This is a genomic window from Nonomuraea sp. NPDC049480 (assembly GCF_044465905.1).
Taxonomy (GTDB): domain Bacteria; phylum Actinomycetota; class Actinomycetes; order Streptosporangiales; family Streptosporangiaceae; genus Nonomuraea.
This window is the reverse complement of the sequence record NZ_JBITMD010000028.1, coordinates 1-19,422: the sequence shown is the minus strand read 5'-3', so window position 1 is coordinate 19,422 and position 19,422 is coordinate 1. Positions and strand designations below refer to the sequence as shown.

The window sequence follows — 19,422 nt, the reverse complement described above, 5'->3', positions numbered from 1 at the left end:
CAGTCTTGACCAATCTTGACATGTCGGAATAATGACCAGGGTCCTGAAATCTCCTACAAGAGCAGGATTATGAGATTCTCCATCCTGGGCGCGCTGCTCGGCACCGTCGCACTGGCAGGAGCCGGCGGAGTCGCGTTCACCCAGACGTCAGCGTCCGATCCCCTACGATTCAATGCCACTCCCATCGACGCGAAGGTGGCGTTAACCACCGAACCACCACCGACGACGACGCCGACGGCGACACCGCCGGCCGAGGACTTCGTCGTCACGACGGCGGTGACCAAGAAGAGAGGCTTTTCCCATCTGGATGTCTCCGTGGAGTACACCGGAGCCGCAATCTTCAGCGTCAAGCAGCGAGTGTGCAAGCGCAGGTCGTGCAAGACCGTGACCGCCGACATCCCGGTAACCACAGGAGCTGGACAATCCACGAAGAGGCTGGGCTGGGGCACGTACAAGAAAAGGGGCGAACCCGCCGTCGCCGTGACGCCCCTGCCGACCGTGACGGTCACGGAGCCGGGCCCCACGGTCACGGTGACGTTCACCTGCCAGCCCACGCCGACGGCGACCCTCTCGCCGACCGACGTCCCCACGGGGACGCCGACCACGACGGTGACACCGACTGAGACCCCGACTGAGACACCGACGACGACTCCGACGGAGACGCCGCCCGTGAGCCCGACGCAGACGCCCACCGCGACTTCGACGGCCACACCGACCTCGACCGCGACCTCGACCGTGACCCCGACCTCGACCCCGACGGACATGCTGCCGCCGACGGTGACCCCCACGGAGGAGATCCCCGTCTGCCCGCCGCCGGAGGAGCCGACCGACGTGCCCACCGACGTCCCGACGGACACGCTGCCGCCGACGGACGCGCCCACCGACGTCCCAACGGAAACCCCCACCACGACACCGACGGAGACGGTCACCCCTCCCGCCCAGTAGCAGGAGGATTCCGACCAACCTGATGATCGGGCCAGGCCACCACGGGGCCTGGCCCGATCCGTTCAGCGGCCGCACAGCACGTCGTCGGCCAGCGTCCCAAGGCGCGCTGCTGCGCGCGCCGTCAGCCCCGTGAGCCGTGCCTCCGCCGCATCGAGCGCGCCGGGCACCGTCATGCCCACCAGCACCTTGATCAACGGCTCGTCCCGCGGCGGCGTCGTGTAGACCTGCCCCACGTTGAGCGGCCAGACCTCGCCGGTCCGGGCCTCGTACTCCTGGGGCAGGGCGGAAGAAACAGCGGACGATCAGAGCCGCTTGTACAGGCCGTCGTGATAGAGGAGCGGCGCTCCGTCGGACGGCGTGTCCAGCGCCGTCACCTCGCCCACCACGATCGAATGGTCCCCGCCCCCGTGAACGGCCGTCGTCGCACACTCCAGAGTGGCGATCGCGTCGTCGAACAACGCCACCCCAGACTCCCCGCGATGATGCGGCCACCGCGACAGCTGCCCGTTCAACGGCCGCCCCCGGTGCGCGAAGAACCGCGAGGCGTCCTCCATCGAGGCGGGCAGCACGGACACCCCCCACACCCCGGACTCCAGCACCGCGTCGTGAAAGCGGGCCACCTTCTCGGCGCAGAACAGCACGAGCAGCGGTTCGAGCGAAACAGACGTGAACGAATTCACCGTCATGGCATGATCGATCTCGCCCTGGCTGGTCGTGACGATCGCAACCCCTGTGGCGAAGCGGCCGACGACCTTGCGATACGTTTCCGGGTCCACGTGCCGCTCTATCGAATGCACGAAGTTACTTTATGCCGCTACATGGGATTCTTCGGAGGGTACCCTCGCAGGAGCCACGATTCCCCACCTGACGATGGCGCAAGCAGGTAAGCCGCGACAAGAGCCGCGAGCCCCCCGTACAGGTAGACATAGCCGGGAGCGCCCTGGGCGATCACGAGGTCCCCGGCCCCCAGCTCCAACGTGAACGGCATGGTCACCAGCAGCCACCCGACCGCCGTCACGACGGTCCCGAGCCGGGCGCGCATCAGCTTGCCCGCCCCCAGGCACACCGCGAACAGCGCCAGCACCCAGATGACGGCCGCGACCGGGACCGGGCCCACCTGCCACGCCGGATCCGGATGTGTGAAGCCGCCCACGACCCCTATGACGACCCCCAGCACGAACAGCATGCCGTAGGCCGCCCCACCCAGCGCCGACTCGGCCTGGCTGCGATGCTCCATGTCGATTGAGGTTAGTGGATGCCCGAGAAGAGATCGTTCTCCCGGTTGTGCGGCTCACCGAGGCCGCCGGCCTCGATCGGCGGCCCGGGCACCGGCCGGCCGGGCACCCCGATGGCCAGGACGTAGTGCTCGACGCCCAGGACTTCCTGGCCGATGTTGTTGGACAGGGCGAACCACGGGCCCCGCACGCTGATCTGGGTGGCGTGCGCGCGCATGGCCTCGAGCTTGTTCACGATCCACGGGCGCGCGTCGATCTCGGTGGTGACGTCCTCGTCGCGGCAGCCGAACGGCATGTCGTCGACGTCCTCGACGATGAACTCGACGTCCGCCTCGTGCAGCGCCTCCGCCGCGCGCCGCATGACGGACCTCGGCACGGCCGTGTGGTAGAACTTCGCGATCTGCCACGGCTCGCCCTCGCCGAAGTCCGGTTTCGCGGCCAGCTCGAACGCCCTGCGCGAAACACGGTGAGCCTGGATGTGGTCAGGGTGGCCGTAGAAACCGTTGTCGTCGTACGTGACCAGCACCTGGGGGCGTACCTGGCGGATCACCTTGACCAGCTCGCCCGCCGCCTCGTCGAGGTCGGCCTGCCAGAACGCCCTGGGGTGGTCGTTCGACGCCACGCCCATCATGCCCGAGTCCCGCCAGCGCCCGGGCTCGCCGAGGAAGCGGTGGTCCTCGACGCCGAGCGCCTGGCAGGCGGCGGCGAGCTCGCCGATGCGGTGCGGGCCCAGCGCGTCGTCCTGGTCGGCGGCCAGATGAGCGAGGTCCTCGGGGATGACCTCCCCTTCCTCGCCGAGCGTGCAGGTCACCAGCGTGACGTGGGCGCCCTCGGCGGCGTATTTGGCCATGGTCGCGCCGGTGCCGATCGACTCGTCGTCCGGGTGGGCGTGCACGAGCAGGAGGCGTCGATCAGTCATGGCCACGAGCGTAACAAGGCCCTGTTCCTGGCAGGATTGTGCCTATGACTGAGAGCTTCCCGCGTCTGTCCGCCAGGACCCGCCGGTTCACCCTGGGAGTGCCCAGGGGCTTCACGATCTCCCCCGACGGCGGCCGGGTGATCTTCCTGCGGACGCGGTCGGGCACCGACCCGGTCACCTGCCTGTGGGAGCTCGACACGGAGACTCACGTCGAACGCCTGGTCGTCGATCCGCGTACGCTCCACGGCGACGAGGAGGACCTGCCGCCCGAGGAGCGGGCCAGGCGGGAGCGCAGCCGTGAGGCGGCGGGCGGCGTGGTGGCCTATGCCACCGACCGCCCGGCGACTCGAGCCTGCTTCGCCCTGTCCGGCGGCCTGTACGTCGTGGAGCTGGGGACGGGCCAGGCCCGCAAACTCGACACGCCGGGCGCGGTCATCGACCCCCGCCTGTCCCCCGACGGGCGACATGTCGCGTACGTCACGGGAGGCGCCCTGCGCGTGCAGGACCTGTCCTCAGGCGAGGACCGGGCGCTGGCCACGCCGGAGACCGAGACGGTGACGTACGGGCTGGCGGAGTTCATCGCCGCCGAGGAGATGGACCGGATGCGCGGCTACTGGTGGGCGCCGTCGAGCGACGCGCTGCTGGTGGAGCGGGCGGACGAGGCCCCGGTCCGGATCTGGCACATCGCCGACCCGGCCAACCCCGACCGGCCCGCGACGGCCCAGCGCTACCCTGCCGCCGGCACGCCCAACGCGGTCACGGAGCTGCACGTGCTGGGGCTCGACGGGTCGCGGGTCGCGGTGCCGTACGACGAGGAATACCTGGCCACGGCCGCATGGGACGAGCACGCGCTGTCGATCGTGACGCTGACGCGCGACCAGCGGACCATGCGGCTGTTCACGGTGGACCCGGCGACGGGCGTGTCCGCACTCGTCCGCGAGGACACGGACCCGGCCTGGGCCGACATCGTCACCGGCGTGCCCGCGCACCTCGACGACGGATCGCTGGTCTGGGTGGCCGGGGCCGAGGGCGGCCACCGGCTGTTCGTGGGCGACCGGGCGGTCACGCCGCCGACGCTGCAGGTGCGGGCCGTGCTCGACGTCGATCACGACAGCGTGCTGTTCAGCGCCAGCGGCGACCCGACCGAGATCCAGCTGTGGACCTGGGACGGGCGTTCGCTCCTGCCGGTCTCGACCCGGTCCGGGGTGTTCTCGGGGCGGATGTCCGGCGGGGTGGGCGTGCTGAGCGAGCAGAGCCTCGACACCGAAGGCGTGTCGACCACGGTCGTACGCCGGGACGGCATGGCGGTGCCCATCCCGTCGTACGCCGAGCGTCCGGGGCTCGACCTGCGGGTCTCGATCGGGCGCTCCGGCCGCCGCGAGCTGGCCACCGCCGTGGTGCTGCCGTCGTGGCACGAGCAGGGCTCGGGCAAGCTGCCGGTCCTCATGGACCCGTACGGCGGCCCGCACGCCCAGCGGGTGCTCAACCGGCGGGGTGCGTTCCTGGAGAGCCAGTGGTTCGCCGAGCAGGGCTTCGCCGTCGTCGTGGCGGACGGGCGGGGCACCCCGGGCCGGGGCACGGCCTTCGAGCGGGCGGTGCTCAACGACCTGGCGACCCCGGCGCTCGAGGACCAGATCGACGCCCTGCACGGCGTGGCGGAGCAGTATTCCGACGACCTCGACCTGACGCGGGTGGCCATTCGCGGCTGGTCGTTCGGCGGCTTCCTGGCCGCGCTGGCGGTGCTGCGGCGTCCCGACGTGTTCCACGCGGCCGTGGCGGGGGCGCCGGTGACGGACTGGCGGCTGTACGACACGTGCTACACCGAGCGCTACCTGGGCCATCCGGACGAGCAGCCCGAGGTGTACGAGAAGTCGTCGCTGTTCGCGGACGCCGCCAAGCTCGAACGTCCTCTGCTGCTGATCCACGGCCTGGCCGACGACAACGTCGTGGCCGCCCACACGCTCCGCCTGTCCTCGGCCCTGCTCGCGGCTGGGCGCCAGCACAGCGTGCTGCCGCTCTCGGGTGTCACCCACATGACGCCGCAGGAGGTCGTGGCGGAGAACCTGCTGCTGCTCCAGGTGGAGTTCCTGAAGCGGTCGCTGGGCGTGACCTCGTGACCCGCGGTTACGGCCGGAGGGCGTCGAGCAGCCGGGACACGGCCAGGCCGACCGCGACCACGATCCCCAGTATCAGCGAGTAGACCCAGAACGGGGCGTTCAGCAGCGCGAGCTGACCCTGCACGATGGACAGCAACAGCACGCTGAACACGGTGCCCGTCACCGCGCCGCGCTCACCGTTCGGGCTGGTGCCGCCGAGCAGAACGGCGGCCAGTGCGAAGACGGTGGTGAACGTCCCGCTGGAGCTCGGCTGAGCCGCGCCCAGACGCATCAGCAGGACGAATCCGCCCAACGCGGCGAGCATGCCGGATCCGGCCAGGCCGACGAGCCCGGCCGTCCACCCCTTGCTCAGCCGCTCGCGAACGTCCCGCCTGGCCCACAGCAGCCCGCCCGCCACCGACACGACGGCGAACACCGCGAACCATAACGCCCGCGGGAACTGCGGAACCTCCACGGGGATCACCCGGGCGTCGGTGACGGCCACGAGCAGCGCCTCGCAGGCCACGGCCGCGCCCAGCGTGACCGCCCAGGCGGGCGCCGACACGAGCACCGTGAACGCCCCTATGACCAGCCCCGCGAACGCCGCCAGCACGAGCACCAGCAGCGCCCCTGTGACCAGCGACATCTCGCCGACCTCCACGGCGGTGGCGATCAACGCGCCCGACAGAGCGGAGACCGCGCCGACGGCCAGGTTGGGCACACCGGTACGCAGCGACAGGGACAACCCCGCGGCGACCAGTCCGAGCGGCGCGGCCGACGCCAGGACGTTCGGCAGGTGCGCCGTCGGTGCGGTGACCACGACCATGCCCACCGCCAGCACCACGAGGACGCCGAGCACGCCTTCCCAGGCCCACTGCCATCTGCTCACACCGTCGATGCTGACAACGTCACTTCACCGCCGCAAGCCCCACCCGCAGTCTGACAACCCCTGGTACGACTTCCCGCCCCTGAAAACCAAACCACGGTCCGACGCGCCCGAACGCCCCGATCCGAGATCGTTAACGCCATGCTGAAGCCCATCATCATGGCCCTGACCCTCCTCGCCCCAGGCCTGACCGCCACGGCAGCGGCCGCCGATACGGCGCCCACGGTGCGGGATTGGGCTCCTTGCCCCAACGACAAGATCGGCATGGAGTGCGCGGACCTCCAGGTCCCCGTCGACTGGCGCAAGCCCGACGGCCGTGAGATCACTCTCAAGCTCGGCCGGCTGAAAGCCACCGGCACCTCGGAAGGCTCGATCCTGGTGGCCTACGGCGGCCCCGGCGGCCCCGGCATCGCCATCACCCAGTCGTCCGCCTCAGGCTGGTGGACCGATCTCCGCAAACGCATGGACATCGTGACCTGGGACACCCGCGGCTACGGCCAGCAATTCGGCGGACTCAGCACCGGCCTGCAATGCAATTGGACCCGCATCCCCATCCCCGGCCTCCCCCAGGACGACGCCGACTTCGGCCGCCTGTCCGACACCAACCGCGGCTACGCCGAGGCCTGCCGGCTCAAGGACCCCGAGTTGTTCGCCAACATGAGCTCGGCGGACCACGCCAGGGACATGGAGGCGATCAGGAAGGCCCTGGGCGACGACAAGCTCAACTACTACGGCGCCTCCTACGCCGGCTTCTACGGCCAGACGTACGCCCGCCTCTTCCCCGACCGGATCCGCACGATGGTCCTCGACGGCACTTGGAGCCACAGCAGCGACGACTGGACCCGCGAACTGGAGGAGATGGCCAAGTCCAACGAGCAGTTCATGCAGCGCTTCTTCACCTGGTGCGCCACGAACGACTGTAAGGACGTCCCCGGCCTCTGGCGCTCTGTGATCACACGAGCCGACCGCACCCCCATCCCGGCCAAGGCCGCCAATGTGGCGTACAAGTCCCGCGACCTGCAATCCTTCGCCCTGGGCCGCGCCCGCCAAGGCGCCACGGCCTGGCCTGAGCTGGCCGCGGCCATCCGCAAGGCGGCCAAGGGCGACGCCTCCGGCTTCGTGCCCACCCGCGGCGTCCGCTACCCGGACCAGGCCACGGGTGTCACCGAATGCACCGACTGGCCCCGCTTCGCCAGCCGCAAGGAAGCGGCCGCCACGACCAAACGTCTGCTTCGCATCGCCCCCAACGCCGGCGCCGCCAACACCCTCGCCTCGGCGACGCTGGGCTGCATCGGCTGGCCGGTCTCCGTGAGCAATCCGCCCGCCCCGCTCCCCAAGAGCCTGCCGCCCATGCTGGGTGCGGGTGCGTGGGGCGAGTCGGACGCGGTGGCCCGGGTCCTGTCCCAGGTCCCTGGAAGCGCGACCGTCTACCACGACGGCCCGGGCCACACTCTCTACGGCAACAACAAGTGCGCCCGCGACCACGCGAACCGCTACTTCACAGACCGCACTCTGCCTCCCACCCGCACGAACTGCTAGGCCCATTCCATGGAGGTGGACCCGCCCTTCAGCGGTCGCGCCGGCCACCGGCCGGACCGCGAGGCGGCCAGGACCCGCTCAGGACCGGGTGCTGGCCGTCGGGGCGCCGTGCCAGCTGGTCCACAGCGCCGCGTACGACCCGCCCTCGGCCACCAGCTCGTCATGCGACCCCAACTCGCTGATCCGCCCGTCCTCCACGACCGCCACCCGATCGGCATCGTGCGCCGTGTACAGCCGGTGGGCGATCGCGATCACCGTCCGTCCTTCCAGGACGGCGGCCAGCGACCGCTCCAGATGCCTGGCCGCCCGGGGGTCGATGAGGGAGGTCGCCTCGTCCAGGACCAGGGTGTGCGGGTCGGCGAGCACCAGCCTGGCCAGCGCGAGCTGCTGGGCCTGGGCGGGCGAGATGGCCTGCCCGCCGGAGCCCACCTGGGTCTCCAGCCCGGCGGGCAGGCTGAGCGCCCAGTCGAGCGCGTCCACCGCCTCCAGCGCCTTCCGCACCGCAGCGTCGCCGGCGTCGGGCCGGGCGATCAGGAGGTTGTCGCGCACGGTCCCCTTGAAGACGTGATGCTCCTGGGTGACGAGTGCGACATGCCCCCGCAGATCGTTCAGCGGCAGGTCCACGAGCGGCACGCCGCCCACGGCCACCGACCCGGTCCGCGGCCCGTGGATGCCCGCCAGCAGCCGTCCCAGCGTGGACTTGCCCGCACCCGAAGGCCCCACCATGGCCAGCCGCTCACCGGGCCGTACGGTCAGCGACACGCCGTGCAGCACGTCGCGCCCCTCCCGGTACGCGTACCGGACGTCGGAGGCCTCCAGCAGCTCTCCGGAGGGCCGCGCGGCGGAGGGCGCCCGGTCGTCGGGCACGTTGGCCACGCCGAGCAGCCGCGCCATGGCGGCCCCACCCACCTGGAGCTCGTCGATCCACATCAGGAACCTGTCGAGCGGGTCGATGAGCTGCTGCGCGTAGAGGGCGGCGGCGGTGACCTGGGCGAGCGTCACCCAGCCGTTGGTGTAGAACAGGCCGCCGACCAGCAGCGCGCTCACCACGGGGATGACGTAGCCCAGCTCCACGGCGGGATACCACATGACGCGCAGCCCCAGGGTGTACCGCTCGGCCGCGTAGGACCGCCGGATGTCGCCGTCGGTACGCGCCCGGCGGCGCTCATGGAGGCCGAGCGCCTCCACGGCCCTGGCGCCTTCGACGGTCTCGGCCAGGCCCTCGGTCATGTCGGCGTAGGCGGCGTTCTCGCGGAGGTAGCCGTCGCGGGCCCGCTTCAGATACCACCGGGTGGCCACCCAGATCAACGGCCCCGCGATCAGCATCGGCAGCATGAGCAGCGGGCTGACCAGCACCAGCGCGCCCAACGTGATCAGGAAGGTGACCATCGCGATCAGGGTCTCGGGCACGGCGTGCCGCACCGTGCGCGACAGGGAGTCCACGTCGCGGGAGGTCCTGGTGATCAGGTCGCCGGACCCGGCTCGCTCGACCGTGGACAACGGCAGGGCGAGCACCTGGTCCACGAACTCCTCGCGGAGTTCGGCCAGCACCTTCTCGCCGAGCTTGGCGGAGGCCAGCACGGCGTACCTCATGAGGACGCCCTGCAGCAGCAGGAAGCCGCCGATGGAGACGGCCACGAGGGCGACGTTGACCTCGACACCGCGCTCGACGTTCTCGACCAGGTCGCCGAGCTGCCACGGCACGACGAGCCCGGCGACGGCGGCCAGCCCGTGCAGGAGCAGGGCCGTCGTGAGCTGGCGCGGGTATTTCAGCGTCAGCCGCCTGGCGTAGGCGCGCACTTGCTTCCGGTCGGCGACCGGAAGGATTTCTCGGGCCATGAGTCAGTCCTCCCCACGAGTCACGGTCGCCGCGTATTCGGGCGAGTTGTCCAGCAGTTGGCGGTGCGTGCCCTCGGCGAGCACCCGGCCGTTCTCGACGTAGATCACGTGGTCGGTACGATCGAGCACCAGCGGGCTGGTCGTGCAGATCAGCGTGGTCTTGCCGACGCGGCTCCTGGCCAGCCGCTCGGCGATGCGGGCCTCGCTGTGGGCGTCGACGGCGCTGGTGGGCTCGACCAGGATGAGCACCTCCGGGTCGGCCACGAGCGCTCTGACCAGCCGCAGCCGCTGCTGCTGCCCACCGGAGAACTCCCGCCCCGCCTCCGCCACCCACGTCGACAGCCCGTCGGGCAGTGCGTCGATGATGTCCTCCGCACAGGCGGTGTGAAGCGCCTCGCGTATCCGCTCGTCATCGACGCCCCGCTGCCGCAGGCCATCGGCGCTTCGGTGCGTGTCCGACGGGCCGAAGGTGCCCATGCGCGCGTCGTCGCTCTTGCTCACGTCCCTCTTGCCCGCCTTGGCGGTCACCTCGGGCCGGACGTCCGCTTGGCCGGAAGCACCATTCAGAGGCTCGGATCCGCCACCGGCACCGCCGCTCAATCGTTCCAAGGCAGCCCGGCCCGCGTTCGGCGCAAGGGTGGGGCGGGCGTGGATGTCCAGCTCGTCCCGGAGTTGGCCGGTGAAGAGGCGGGCGGTGTTGTCGGCGACGAGGATGCGGCGCCGTACCTCGTCCAGCGGCAGAGTGCTCAGGTCGGCGGCCCCGAACGTGACGTCCCCATCGGCATACCGGCCGAGCCGGTCGGCGATGGCGATCGCGTCCTCCGGCGTGCTCGCGGCCACCGCCGTGAGCACGCCGGGCTGGACGGTGACCCCGCTGTACGAGTCGCGCAACACCCCGCCTTCGCTGCTCCCGCCGCCGCCCTTGACCTCGGGTTCGATGGACAGGATGCGGATCACCCGCCCGGCCGCCACATGCCCCTTGGTGAGCTTGTCGGCGGTCTCGGTGAGAGTCCGCATGGGGCCGATCAGGAACACCGCGTACAGGTAGAACGAGACGAGTTGCCCGGTGGGGATCTCCCCGGCGACGGCGAAGGAGGCGCCGATGCCGGTGACGATCGCGACGAGCACGCCGGGCAGCAGGATCTGGGCGCCTTCGAGCACCGACTCGACGCGGGCCACGCCGACGCCGGCGTGCCGCACCCGCTGCGACTCTTCCTGGTAGCGGCCGGCGAAGACCTGCTCGCCGCCGATGCCGCGCAGCACGCGCAGCCCGGCCACGATGTCGGCGGCCCGGGTGGACAGGTCGCCGGTCAGCTCGCGCTGCCGGGCCTGCCGCCGGTGCAGGGGCCGGAGAAGGGGCCCGACGGCGACGGCCATGAGCGGCACGCCGAAGAGCACGAGCAGGCCGAGCGGCAGCGAGGTGGAGATGAGGATCACGGTGACCGTGATGATCGCCACGACGGAGCCGACGCCGCGCAGCAGAATGTCCATGGAGCTGCCGATGTGGGCGATGTCGGAGTTGCCGACGCTGACGACCTCGCCGGTGGAGATCCGTTTCGGCAGCGTGGCGCCGAGCCTGGCGGCCTGTCTGGCGGTGACCTGAACGGTGCGGTACGCGGCGGCCAGCCAGTTGTAGACGGCCAGCCGATGCCGCATGACGCCGGTGAACGCCTGCAGCAGCCCCAGCCCGAAGAGAATGGACGCCCAGATCAGCAGCGCCCTGGTGTCCTTGGCGGTGACGGCCTCGATGCCCTGTCCCAGCACGGCCGGCATCAACGCCTGCACCAGCCACCACAGCGTCGCGAAGCCGATGCCCGCGAGGAGGGATGGCGCCTGCCGCCGCGCGTTCCACCACAGGTAACGGAGCGGGCTGCGTATGTCGGGCACGCCAGGGTCGGCCTCAGGAAGGGAGCGCATTCCGACAACCTTGACAAGGCATCCCCACGCTCGGCAAACGATTTTCGCGCCGCCAGAGCGCCTCGGGAGCGCCCGGGAAGCCCCCTGCCCCAAGGCCACCCATCCCCTACAGCGCCCGGGAAGCCCCCTGCCCCAAGGCCACCCATCCCCTGCAGCGCCCGGGATGCCCGCCACGTGTGCAGGAGCACGACCAGGCCATTGGCCGCGCGGCCCCGCCCATGCCCGCTCCCAGCACGCCGGTCGCGAAGCCCCCGGCGCCCGGGCTCGTACCGGGTGTTCCGACCGGCGGCCCGATCAGGATCCATGTCCGAAATGTGATCGCGAACGCCGCCGTTGCCGGGGCCATGTTCCGCCCCAACCTTTACGAATCTCAGACATGCACCCTGTGTAACAGAGAGTCACTTTCTGTGATGAAGTGAAGGTATGAGCGCAGAAGACGTCCTGCTGCAGACCGGCCGCTTCCTGCGCAGGTCGACCACGAGCGACGACCTGCGCACCCTCTACCTGACCGGCGGCACGGAGGGCGACGCCTTCTACCGGGACCGGTGGAGCCACGACAAGGTCGTCCGTTCCACGCATGGGGTGAACTGCACGGGTTCGTGCTCGTGGAAGGTGTTCGTCAAGGAGGGGATCATCACCTGGGAGTCGCAGGAGGCCGACTATCCGAGCGTGGGCCCCGACCGCCCTGAGTACGAGCCCCGCGGCTGCCCGCGCGGTGCCGCCTTCTCCTGGTACACCTACTCGCCGACCCGCATCCGCTACCCGTACGCCCGGGGCGTCCTGGTCGAGATGTACGCCGAGGCGCGGGACCGCCTCGGCGACCCCGTGGACGCCTGGGCCGAAATCACGACAAATCCGGGAAAGCGGGAAAAATACCAAAAGGCCCGCGGCCGCGGCGGCCTCGTCCGCATCACCTGGGATCTGGCCACCGAGATGATCGCCGCCGCCCACGTCCACACCATCAGGACGTACGGCCCCGACCGCATCGCCGGCTTCTCCCCCACCCCCGCCATGTCGATGGTCTCCCAGGCCATCGGCTCCAGGTTCGTGTCCCTGATCGGCGGCACCATGCTCTCCTTCTACGACTGGTACGCCGACCTCCCGGTGGCCTCCCCCCAGGTGTTCGGCGACCAGACCGACGTGCCGGAGTCGGCGGACTGGTGGGACGCCGCGTACCTGGTGATGTGGGGCTCGAACGTCCCCGTGACCCGCACCCCCGACGCCCACTGGATGGCCGAGGCCCGCTACCGGGGCCAGAAGACGGTCGTCGTGAGCCCCGACTACAACGACGCCGCCAAGTTCGCCGACGAGTTCCTCAGCGTCCGGCCGGGCACGGACGGCGCGCTGGCCATGGCCATGGGCCACGTCATCCTCAAGGAGTTCTTCGCCGACCGCGCGACGCCGTTCTTCACCGGCTACGTCAAGCGCTTCACCGACCTGCCCTTCCTCGTCCGCCTCGAGGAACGAGCGGACGGCCACGTACCCGGCAGGTTCCTCACGGCGAAGGATCTGGGCTCCCAGGAGGAGGCGGCCGAGTGGAAGACGGTGCTCCTCTCCGGCACAGGTGACCCCGTGGTGCCGAACGGCTCGATCGGCTTCCGCTGGACGGAGTCGGGAAAGGGCCGCTGGAACCTCGGTTTGGACACCGATCCCCAGCTCACGATCGGCGGGAGCGAAACGGCGGAGGTCCTGCTGCCCCGCTTCGACGGCGGCGACCCGCTGATCAGGGGCGTGCCGGTGAAACGCGTCGGCGACCACCTCGTCACCACCGTGTACGACCTGCTGCTCGCCCAGTACGGGATCCGGCGCCCGGGCCTCCCGGGGATCTGGCCGACCGGCTACGAGGACGCCGCGGAGCCGTACACACCGGCCTGGCAGGAGCCGATCACCGGCGTCCCGGCCGCCCGCGCCGTGAAGATCGCCAGGGAGTTCGCCAGGACCGCGGAGGCCACGGAGGGTCGCTGCATGATCATCATGGGGGCGGGGACCACGCAGTGGTTCCACGGCGACACGATGTACCGGGCGTTCCTGTCGCTCCTCCTGCTGACCGGCTGCCAGGGCCGCAACGGCGGCGGCTGGGCGCACTACGTGGGCCAGGAGAAATGCCGCACCCAGGCCGGCTGGTCGCTGCTGGCGAACGCCACCGACTGGTCCAGGCCGCCGCGGCAGGCCCCGGGCACGGCGTTCTGGTACCTGCACACCGACCAGTGGCGCTACGACCGTTTCGACGCCGGAGAGCTGGCCTCGCCGCTGGGCCGCGGCGCCTTCCGCGGCCGGCACACCGCCGACCTGGTGGCGGAGGCGGTGCGGAACGGCTGGATGCCGATGTCCCCGACGTTCGACCGCAACCCCCTGGACCTCGGCGAGGCCGGCGACCCCATCGAGCACACCCGCGCCGAGCTGCGCGCGGGCCGCCTCCGGTACGCGGCCGAGGACCCGGACGACCCGCGCAACTGGCCGCGCGTGCTGACCCTCTGGCGCTCGAACCTGCTGGGTTCCTCGGCCAAGGGCAACGAGTACTTCCTGCACCACCTCCTGGGCACCGCCTCCAATCTGGAGCACCCCGACGAGCAGGCGGCGACCGGCAAGCTGGACCTGCTTCTCACGCTCGACTTCCGGATGACCTCCTCGACGATCTTCTCCGACATCGTGCTCCCCGCCGCCACCTGGTACGAGAAGCACGACCTGTCCTCCACGGACATGCACCCGTTCGTGCACGCGTTCAACCCGGCGATCAACCCGCCATGGGAGACGAAGACGGATTTTTCCGCCTTCCACGCCATCGCCCGCGCCTTCAGCGACCTCGCAAAAGAGCACTTGGGCACGCGCAGGGATGTGGTGGCGACGCCCCACGAGCACGACACGCCCGGCGAGATCACCCACGACCGGGAGCCGGTCCTCCACCTCGTCGAACGCGACTACAGCACGATCGCCGACAAACTCGCCGCCCTCGGCCCGCTCACCGAGAAGCTGGGCGTCCCGGCCAAAGGCCTCACGTTCACCCCCGACGAGGAGGTCGCCTGGCTCGGCGAACGCTGCCGCCTCGTCCCCCGCGGCGTGGCCAAGGGCAGGCCCGAGCTGGACACCGACGCCAAGGTCTGCGAGGCGATCCTCGCCCTGTCCGGCGCGAGCAACGGACGCCTGGCCGCCCAGGGTTTCCGGCAACTCACCGCCCGCACGGGCGCCGACCTCGACGGCCTGGCCCGCAAGAGCCACCGGATCATCTTCGCCTACACCCAGGCCGGACCGCGGCAGGTCGCCACCAGCCCCGAATGGTCGGGCAAGGCAACCTACCGCCGCCGCTACTCGCCCTTCACGATCAACGTCGAGCACGGCAAGCCGTGGCACACCCTCACCGGCCGCATGCATTTCTTCCTCGACCACGACTGGATGCACGAGTACGGCGAGGCCCTGCCGATCTACCGGCCCCCGCTCGACATGGCCGCGCTCCTCGGCGAGGCCCAGGCCGGCACGCTGCGCTACCTGACCCCGCACAGCAAGTGGTCGCTCCACTCCGAGTACCAGGACAACCTGCTCATGCTGACACTGTCCCGCGGCGGCCCCACGATCTGGATGTCCGTCGAGGACGCGGCCAGGATCGGAGTGGCCGACAACGACTGGGTGGAGGCGGTCAACCGCAACGGCGTGGTCGTGGCCAGGGCGATCGTCTCGCACCGCATGCCGCAGGGCACGGTCTACATGCACCACGCCCAGGACCGCCTGATCGACGTGCCGAAATCGGAGGCGACCGGCCGCCGCGGCGGCATCCACAACGCGCTGACCAGGCTCCTCATCAAGCCGACCCACCTGATCGGCGGCCACGCCCAGCTCTCGTACGCCTTCAACTACTTCGGCCCGACCGGCAACCAGCGCGACGAGATCACCGCCATCCGGCGCAGATCCCAGGAGGTGCGTTACACGTGAGCCCGCGGATCATGGCCCAGATCGCCATGGTGATGAACCTGGACAAGTGCATCGGGTGCCACACCTGCTCCGTCACCTGCAAGCAGACCTGGACCAACCGGCCCGGCGTCGAGTACGCCTGGTGGCAGAACGTCGAGACGCGCCCCGGCCAGGGCTACCCCAGACGCTACGAGGACCAGGACCGCTGGCACGGCGGCTGGACCCTGACGCGCAAGGGCAAGCTCAAGCCTCGGTCCGGCGGCCGTCTCCACAGGCTGCTGTCCATCTTCGGCGAACCGGTCGTGCCCACCATCCAGGACTACTACGAGCCCTGGACGTACGACTACGAGAACCTCACGAACGCCCCCCTCTCCGGCGACGTCCCGGTGGCCCCGCCCCGATCGCTGATCAGCGGCGAGCCCACCAAGATCCGCTGGAGCGCCAACTGGGACGACAACCTCGGCGGCGACCCCGCGCCCGACCCCGTGCTGGCCAAGGTGTCGGAGCAGGTCAAGCTGTCGTTCGAGGAGGCGTTCATGTTCTACCTGCCGCGCATCTGCGAACACTGCCTCAACCCGTCGTGCGTGGCGTCCTGCCCTTCCGGAGCGCTGTACAAGCGTGAGGAGGACGGCATCGTGCTGGTGGACCAGGACCGCTGCCGGGGGTGGCGCATGTGCGTGACGGGCTGCCCGTACAAGAAGGTGTATTTCAACCACAAGACCGGCAAAGCGGAGAAGTGCACGTTCTGCTTCCCGCGGGTCGAGGTCGGCCTGCCGACCGTCTGCTCGGAGACGTGCGTCGGCCGCCTCCGTTACCTCGGGGTCCTGCTGTACGACGCCGACCGCGTGACAGAGGCGGCCTCGGTCCCCGACGAACGCGACCTGTACGAAGCCCAGCTGGACGTCTTCATCGACCCGGAGGACCCGGCCGCCGCCACCGCCGACCTGCCCGCCGACTGGCTGGAGGCGGCCCGCAGGTCGCCCGTCCACGCCCTGATCAAGAAATACCGGATCGCGCTCCCCCTGCACCCGGAGTACAGAACCCTGCCCATGGTTTGGTACGTCCCGCCGCTCTCCCCCGTCGTGGACGCGCTCGCCGGCACCGGCCACGACGGCGAGGACGCGGTCAACCTGTTCGCCGCCATCGAGTCGCTGCGCATCCCGATCGGCTACCTGGCCGAGCTGTTCACCGCCGGCGACCCGGCGCCGGTGAACGCCGCGCTGCGCCGCCTTGCCGCGATGCGCTCGTACATGCGTGCCGTCAACCTCGGCGAACCACCGGTCCTGCCCGACGCGGGTCTGTCCGAGGACGAGCTGCGCGACATGTACCGCCTGCTGGCCCTGGCCAAGTACGACGAGCGCTACGTGATCCCGACCGCGTACGGCAACCCGCCGGGGGTCGTGGAGGAGGCCGGCTGCAGCCTCGACTACGACGCCGGGCCCGGCATGCAGCCGCCGTTCGGCGAGGCGTCGGGCCGTCCCGTCCCCGTGTCGATCGAGAGCTTCCACGGCTTGAAGGAGCGCCAGACCAGCGACGAGGTCACCCACGACCGGGTGAACCTCCTCAACTGGGACGGCCGGGGCACCCCGGCCGGGCTGTTCCCGCCCAGGAGGAAGAGGCCATGACGAAACCGGTGATCTGGCAGGCCGCCGCGCATCTGCTGGCCTACCCCGACGAGCGCTTCTGGCGCCGCCTTCCGCTGATCAAGGACGCGGCGGAGCCGTACTTCGCCGCGTTCCTCGACCGGGCCGCCGAGCTGGGGGCCGGCGAGCTGGCGGCGCACTATGTGGAGACGTTCGACCTGGACCGGCGCTGCTGCCTCTACCTGACCTACTACACCGACGGCGACACCCGCCGCCGCGGCGAGTCCCTGGCCGCGCTGAAGCGCCGCTACCGCGCCGCCGGATGGGAGCTGATGGAGGATGAACTGCCCGACTTCCTCCCCGTCGTGCTGGAGTTCGCCGCGGTCGACCCCGCGGGGGTGGCGCTGCTGGCCGAGCACCGGGTGGGGCTGGAGCTGCTGCTGGCCGCCTTGACGGAGCGCGGGTCGCCGTACGCGCACGTGATCGGCGCCGTGTGCCGGGCGCTCCCGCCGATCACGGCCGCCCAGCGCGAGCGGGCCCGGCGGCTGGCCGCGGGCGGGCCCCCGGCCGAAACCGTGGGAGGGTACGCATGACCTGGGGCGAGAGCATGCTCTGGATCGTCGCACCCTACGTCACCATCGTGATCTTCGTCGGCGGCCTGATCTGGCGCTACCGGTACGACCGGTTCGGCTGGACCACCCGCTCGTCCCAGCTCTACGAGGGCCCGTTGCTGCGGGTGGCCGGCCCGCTGTTCCACTACGCGCTGCTGGTCGTGATCGTCGCCCACGTGGCCGGCCTGCTGGTCCCGGCGCGGTGGACCGACGCCATCGGCGTGTCCGATGAGGCGTACCACGTGAGCGCGGTCATCTGGGGCGGGGCGGCCGGGCTGGCCACGCTCGTGGGGCTGGGCCTGCTGATCTACCGCCGCGCCAACGGCCCGGTGTTCCTGGCGACCACGGCCAACGACAAGACCATGTACGCGGTCCTGGCCGCGGCGATCGTCTCGGGCGTGGTGACGACGGCGGCGGGGTTCGCGCCGGGCGAAGCGAGTTACCGGACCACCGTCGCACCCTGGTTCCGCGGGATCCTCACGCTGCACCCGGACGCCGCGGCGATGGGCCACGCCGGCGATCTTTACAAGGTGCACGCGGTGATGGGGATGGCGTTGTTCGCACTTTTCCCGTTCAGCCGCCTGGTGCATGCGCTTTCCGCCCCGTTGGGCTATTTGTTCCGTCCTTACATCGTGTATCGGAGGCGGGCGAGGTAGCGTGCCGCGGGTCCCGGGAGGGGCTCCGGTGCGCCAGAATCGACCCTTGTGAAGCACGGGTACACCAACAGCACGTTCGGCGACGGCGCCCTGGTCGTGAAGTGTTACGAGGGTCCTGAGGCGGCGTTCAGGCTGAGCACGGAGAGCAGGTACCTGCGCCGTCTGCGCGGCCGCATCCCGGTCCCGCGCGTTCACAAGATCACCTCGACGAGCCTGACCACCCGCTTCGTCTCCGGCGCCCACGGCCAGGACCTCCTGGACGAGGGCCGCGCCATGGAGGTGCTCACGGAGTGCGGCCGGATCCTGGGCGGGATCCACCGGCTGGGCATCGTGCACGGGGACTACGGGCCGCAGAACATGCTGTTCGACCCGGCCACGTTCGAGACGACCGCGATACTCGACTGGGAGTGGGCCCACCCGGGACGGCCGGTCGAGGACCTCGCGTGGTGCGAGTGGATCATCCGCAGCCACCACCCCGAGCACGTGCCACTGCTCTCGCACTTCTTCGCAGCCTACGACGGCGCGGTGCCCGAGTGGCCGGAACGCCAGGCGGCCATGGTGGCGCGCTGCCGCGACCTGCTCGACTTCTGCACCCGCTGGGAACCGGGCGGAGACGGCGAAAAACTCTGGCGTAAACGCCTCGAAACCACCGCAGCCTGGACGGAATGAGTCGCTCAACTCTTTAATGCGACGTGATGCCAACAGCAACCCGCATTATTTGACATGTCCCAAATTATTACTCTTGTCGGTATTCGATTACTTATGTACGATCACTTCCGTCGAGCCTTGGGCGGAGACCAGGATCCCCTGGGAATTCGTATTCGGAGGTATTTCCGTGGCTTCAAAGTTAAGGAAAATGCTCATCACCGCGGTGTTCGTTGCTGCCGGTACCGTAATTTCGAGTCCCGCCCATGCCCTGGCCGAACCGACTGGCGGAGGCCCGGCTTCCACCAACAGTTACACGTGGGCCGATTAACACCATGGGGTCGGCCATGACGGCAGAGTGACAACGTGCTCGGCATTACTACGCCGGTGCTCGCGAGACATCCCCGCCGTCGGACGTCATCCCCTTGCGGTTGAGAATCCGGCGCAAGCTGTGCCGGATCGACAAGCGCGACATCATCAGCGGCACGAGCATGAACGCTCTGCTCTACGTCCTCACCGAGATGTAGCCGCCGCCGCCGAGCATCTCCTTGCGACCGTTGCTGAGAGTCTCAGCGACTCTCGGCAATCCAGGCATTACGGCCTGGAAGGTCCGTCGCATCACCAAAGCGTGAGCGCTTCGGCTTGAGT

At 70.1% G+C, this 19,422-nt stretch carries 16 protein-coding genes; 8 read left to right on the top strand and 8 right to left on the bottom strand.

Features of this window, described 5'->3' with window-relative positions:
- Positions 1–53: 53 nt before the first annotated feature.
- On the bottom strand, positions 54–788 hold the full coding sequence (locus ACIBX3_RS49140) for a hypothetical protein (RefSeq protein ID WP_397127622.1): 735 nt from the start codon (positions 786–788) through the stop codon (positions 54–56).
- Between ACIBX3_RS49140 and ACIBX3_RS49135 the strand changes: the two genes are divergently transcribed.
- Complete coding sequence (locus ACIBX3_RS49135; RefSeq protein ID WP_397127621.1) at positions 778–945, top strand: hypothetical protein; 168 nt, start codon at positions 778–780, stop codon at positions 943–945. The two genes, ACIBX3_RS49140 and ACIBX3_RS49135, sit on opposite strands and share 11 nt — an antisense overlap.
- A gap of 62 nt (positions 946–1,007) precedes the next feature.
- Here ACIBX3_RS49135 and ACIBX3_RS49130 read toward each other — a convergent pair whose 3' ends face one another.
- From ACIBX3_RS49130 to mshB, 4 genes are all read right to left on the bottom strand, one after another.
- Positions 1,008–1,178 (bottom strand): hypothetical protein, encoded by a 171-nt coding sequence (locus ACIBX3_RS49130; protein WP_397127620.1) that lies wholly within the window; start codon positions 1,176–1,178, stop codon positions 1,008–1,010.
- Between the two features lie 69 nt (positions 1,179–1,247).
- Positions 1,248–1,742, bottom strand: a complete 495-nt coding sequence (locus tag ACIBX3_RS49125; protein WP_397127619.1) for a flavin reductase family protein — start codon at positions 1,740–1,742, stop codon at positions 1,248–1,250.
- A 17-nt stretch (positions 1,743–1,759) separates the two neighbouring features.
- The gene (locus ACIBX3_RS49120; RefSeq protein ID WP_397127618.1) at positions 1,760–2,182 is read right to left on the bottom strand and encodes a DUF6113 family protein; all 423 of its coding nucleotides are present in this window, start codon (positions 2,180–2,182) and stop codon (positions 1,760–1,762) included.
- 11 nt (positions 2,183–2,193) lie between these two features.
- Positions 2,194–3,099 (bottom strand): N-acetyl-1-D-myo-inositol-2-amino-2-deoxy-alpha-D-glucopyranoside deacetylase, encoded by a 906-nt coding sequence (gene mshB / locus ACIBX3_RS49115; RefSeq protein WP_397127617.1) that lies wholly within the window; start codon positions 3,097–3,099, stop codon positions 2,194–2,196.
- A 44-nt stretch (positions 3,100–3,143) separates the two neighbouring features.
- Between mshB and ACIBX3_RS49110 the strand changes: the two genes are divergently transcribed.
- Positions 3,144–5,216, top strand: a complete 2,073-nt coding sequence (locus ACIBX3_RS49110; RefSeq protein ID WP_397127616.1) for a prolyl oligopeptidase family serine peptidase — start codon at positions 3,144–3,146, stop codon at positions 5,214–5,216.
- A 7-nt stretch (positions 5,217–5,223) separates the two neighbouring features.
- On the opposite strand, the gene ACIBX3_RS49105 is transcribed toward ACIBX3_RS49110, so the two are convergent.
- Positions 5,224–6,084, bottom strand: coding sequence for an ABC transporter permease (locus ACIBX3_RS49105; RefSeq protein ID WP_397127615.1), 861 nt, complete (start codon positions 6,082–6,084; stop codon positions 5,224–5,226).
- 138 nt (positions 6,085–6,222) lie between these two features.
- Between ACIBX3_RS49105 and ACIBX3_RS49100 the strand changes: the two genes are divergently transcribed.
- The gene (locus ACIBX3_RS49100) at positions 6,223–7,620 is read left to right on the top strand and encodes an alpha/beta fold hydrolase (RefSeq protein WP_397127614.1); all 1,398 of its coding nucleotides are present in this window, start codon (positions 6,223–6,225) and stop codon (positions 7,618–7,620) included.
- A gap of 78 nt (positions 7,621–7,698) precedes the next feature.
- Here the strand turns inward: ACIBX3_RS49100 and ACIBX3_RS49095 are convergent, their stop codons facing one another.
- Positions 7,699–9,459, bottom strand: a complete 1,761-nt coding sequence (locus tag ACIBX3_RS49095) for an ABC transporter ATP-binding protein (protein ID WP_397127613.1) — start codon at positions 9,457–9,459, stop codon at positions 7,699–7,701.
- Positions 9,460–9,462: 3 nt separating this feature from the next.
- Positions 9,463–11,376, bottom strand: a complete 1,914-nt coding sequence (locus ACIBX3_RS49090) for an ABC transporter ATP-binding protein (RefSeq protein WP_397127612.1) — start codon at positions 11,374–11,376, stop codon at positions 9,463–9,465.
- Positions 11,377–11,799: 423 nt separating this feature from the next.
- On the opposite strand from ACIBX3_RS49090, the gene ACIBX3_RS49085 reads away from it, so the two are divergent.
- From ACIBX3_RS49085 to ACIBX3_RS49065, 5 genes are read left to right on the top strand one after another with little or no spacing between them, the layout of a single operon-like run.
- Positions 11,800–15,300: a nitrate reductase subunit alpha gene (locus tag ACIBX3_RS49085; RefSeq protein ID WP_397127611.1), complete on the top strand. Its 3,501-nt coding sequence runs from the start codon at positions 11,800–11,802 to the stop codon at positions 15,298–15,300.
- A gap of 11 nt (positions 15,301–15,311) precedes the next feature.
- Entirely contained in the window at positions 15,312–16,904 is a 1,593-nt protein-coding gene (gene narH / locus ACIBX3_RS49080) for a nitrate reductase subunit beta (protein ID WP_397127744.1), read from the top strand.
- The gene (narJ, locus tag ACIBX3_RS49075; RefSeq protein ID WP_397127610.1) at positions 16,901–17,455 is read left to right on the top strand and encodes a nitrate reductase molybdenum cofactor assembly chaperone; all 555 of its coding nucleotides are present in this window, start codon (positions 16,901–16,903) and stop codon (positions 17,453–17,455) included. The genes narH and narJ overlap by 4 nt, the downstream gene beginning before the upstream one ends.
- Complete coding sequence (gene narI, locus ACIBX3_RS49070) at positions 17,452–18,129, top strand: respiratory nitrate reductase subunit gamma (RefSeq protein ID WP_397127609.1); 678 nt, start codon at positions 17,452–17,454, stop codon at positions 18,127–18,129. Before narJ ends, narI begins: the two co-directional genes overlap by 4 nt.
- Before the next feature lie 48 nt (positions 18,130–18,177).
- Entirely contained in the window at positions 18,178–18,798 is a 621-nt protein-coding gene (locus tag ACIBX3_RS49065) for a phosphotransferase (protein WP_397127608.1), read from the top strand.
- Positions 18,799–19,422 lie beyond the last annotated feature (624 nt).

Coding starts and splice junctions, on each gene's coding strand:
- ACIBX3_RS49110 (WP_397127616.1), top strand. CDS start 3,144: ATGACTGAGAGCTTCCCGCGTCTGTCCGCCAGGACCCGCCGGTTCACC.
- ACIBX3_RS49090 (WP_397127612.1), bottom strand. CDS start 11,376: ATGCGCTCCCTTCCTGAGGCCGACCCTGGCGTGCCCGACATACGCAGC.
- narJ (WP_397127610.1), top strand. CDS start 16,901: ATGACGAAACCGGTGATCTGGCAGGCCGCCGCGCATCTGCTGGCCTAC.
- mshB (WP_397127617.1), bottom strand. CDS start 3,099: ATGACTGATCGACGCCTCCTGCTCGTGCACGCCCACCCGGACGACGAG.
- ACIBX3_RS49095 (WP_397127613.1), bottom strand. CDS start 9,459: ATGGCCCGAGAAATCCTTCCGGTCGCCGACCGGAAGCAAGTGCGCGCC.
- ACIBX3_RS49100 (WP_397127614.1), top strand. CDS start 6,223: ATGCTGAAGCCCATCATCATGGCCCTGACCCTCCTCGCCCCAGGCCTG.
- ACIBX3_RS49085 (WP_397127611.1), top strand. CDS start 11,800: ATGAGCGCAGAAGACGTCCTGCTGCAGACCGGCCGCTTCCTGCGCAGG.
- narH (WP_397127744.1), top strand. CDS start 15,312: ATGGCCCAGATCGCCATGGTGATGAACCTGGACAAGTGCATCGGGTGC.
- narI (WP_397127609.1), top strand. CDS start 17,452: ATGACCTGGGGCGAGAGCATGCTCTGGATCGTCGCACCCTACGTCACC.
- ACIBX3_RS49120 (WP_397127618.1), bottom strand. CDS start 2,182: ATGGAGCATCGCAGCCAGGCCGAGTCGGCGCTGGGTGGGGCGGCCTAC.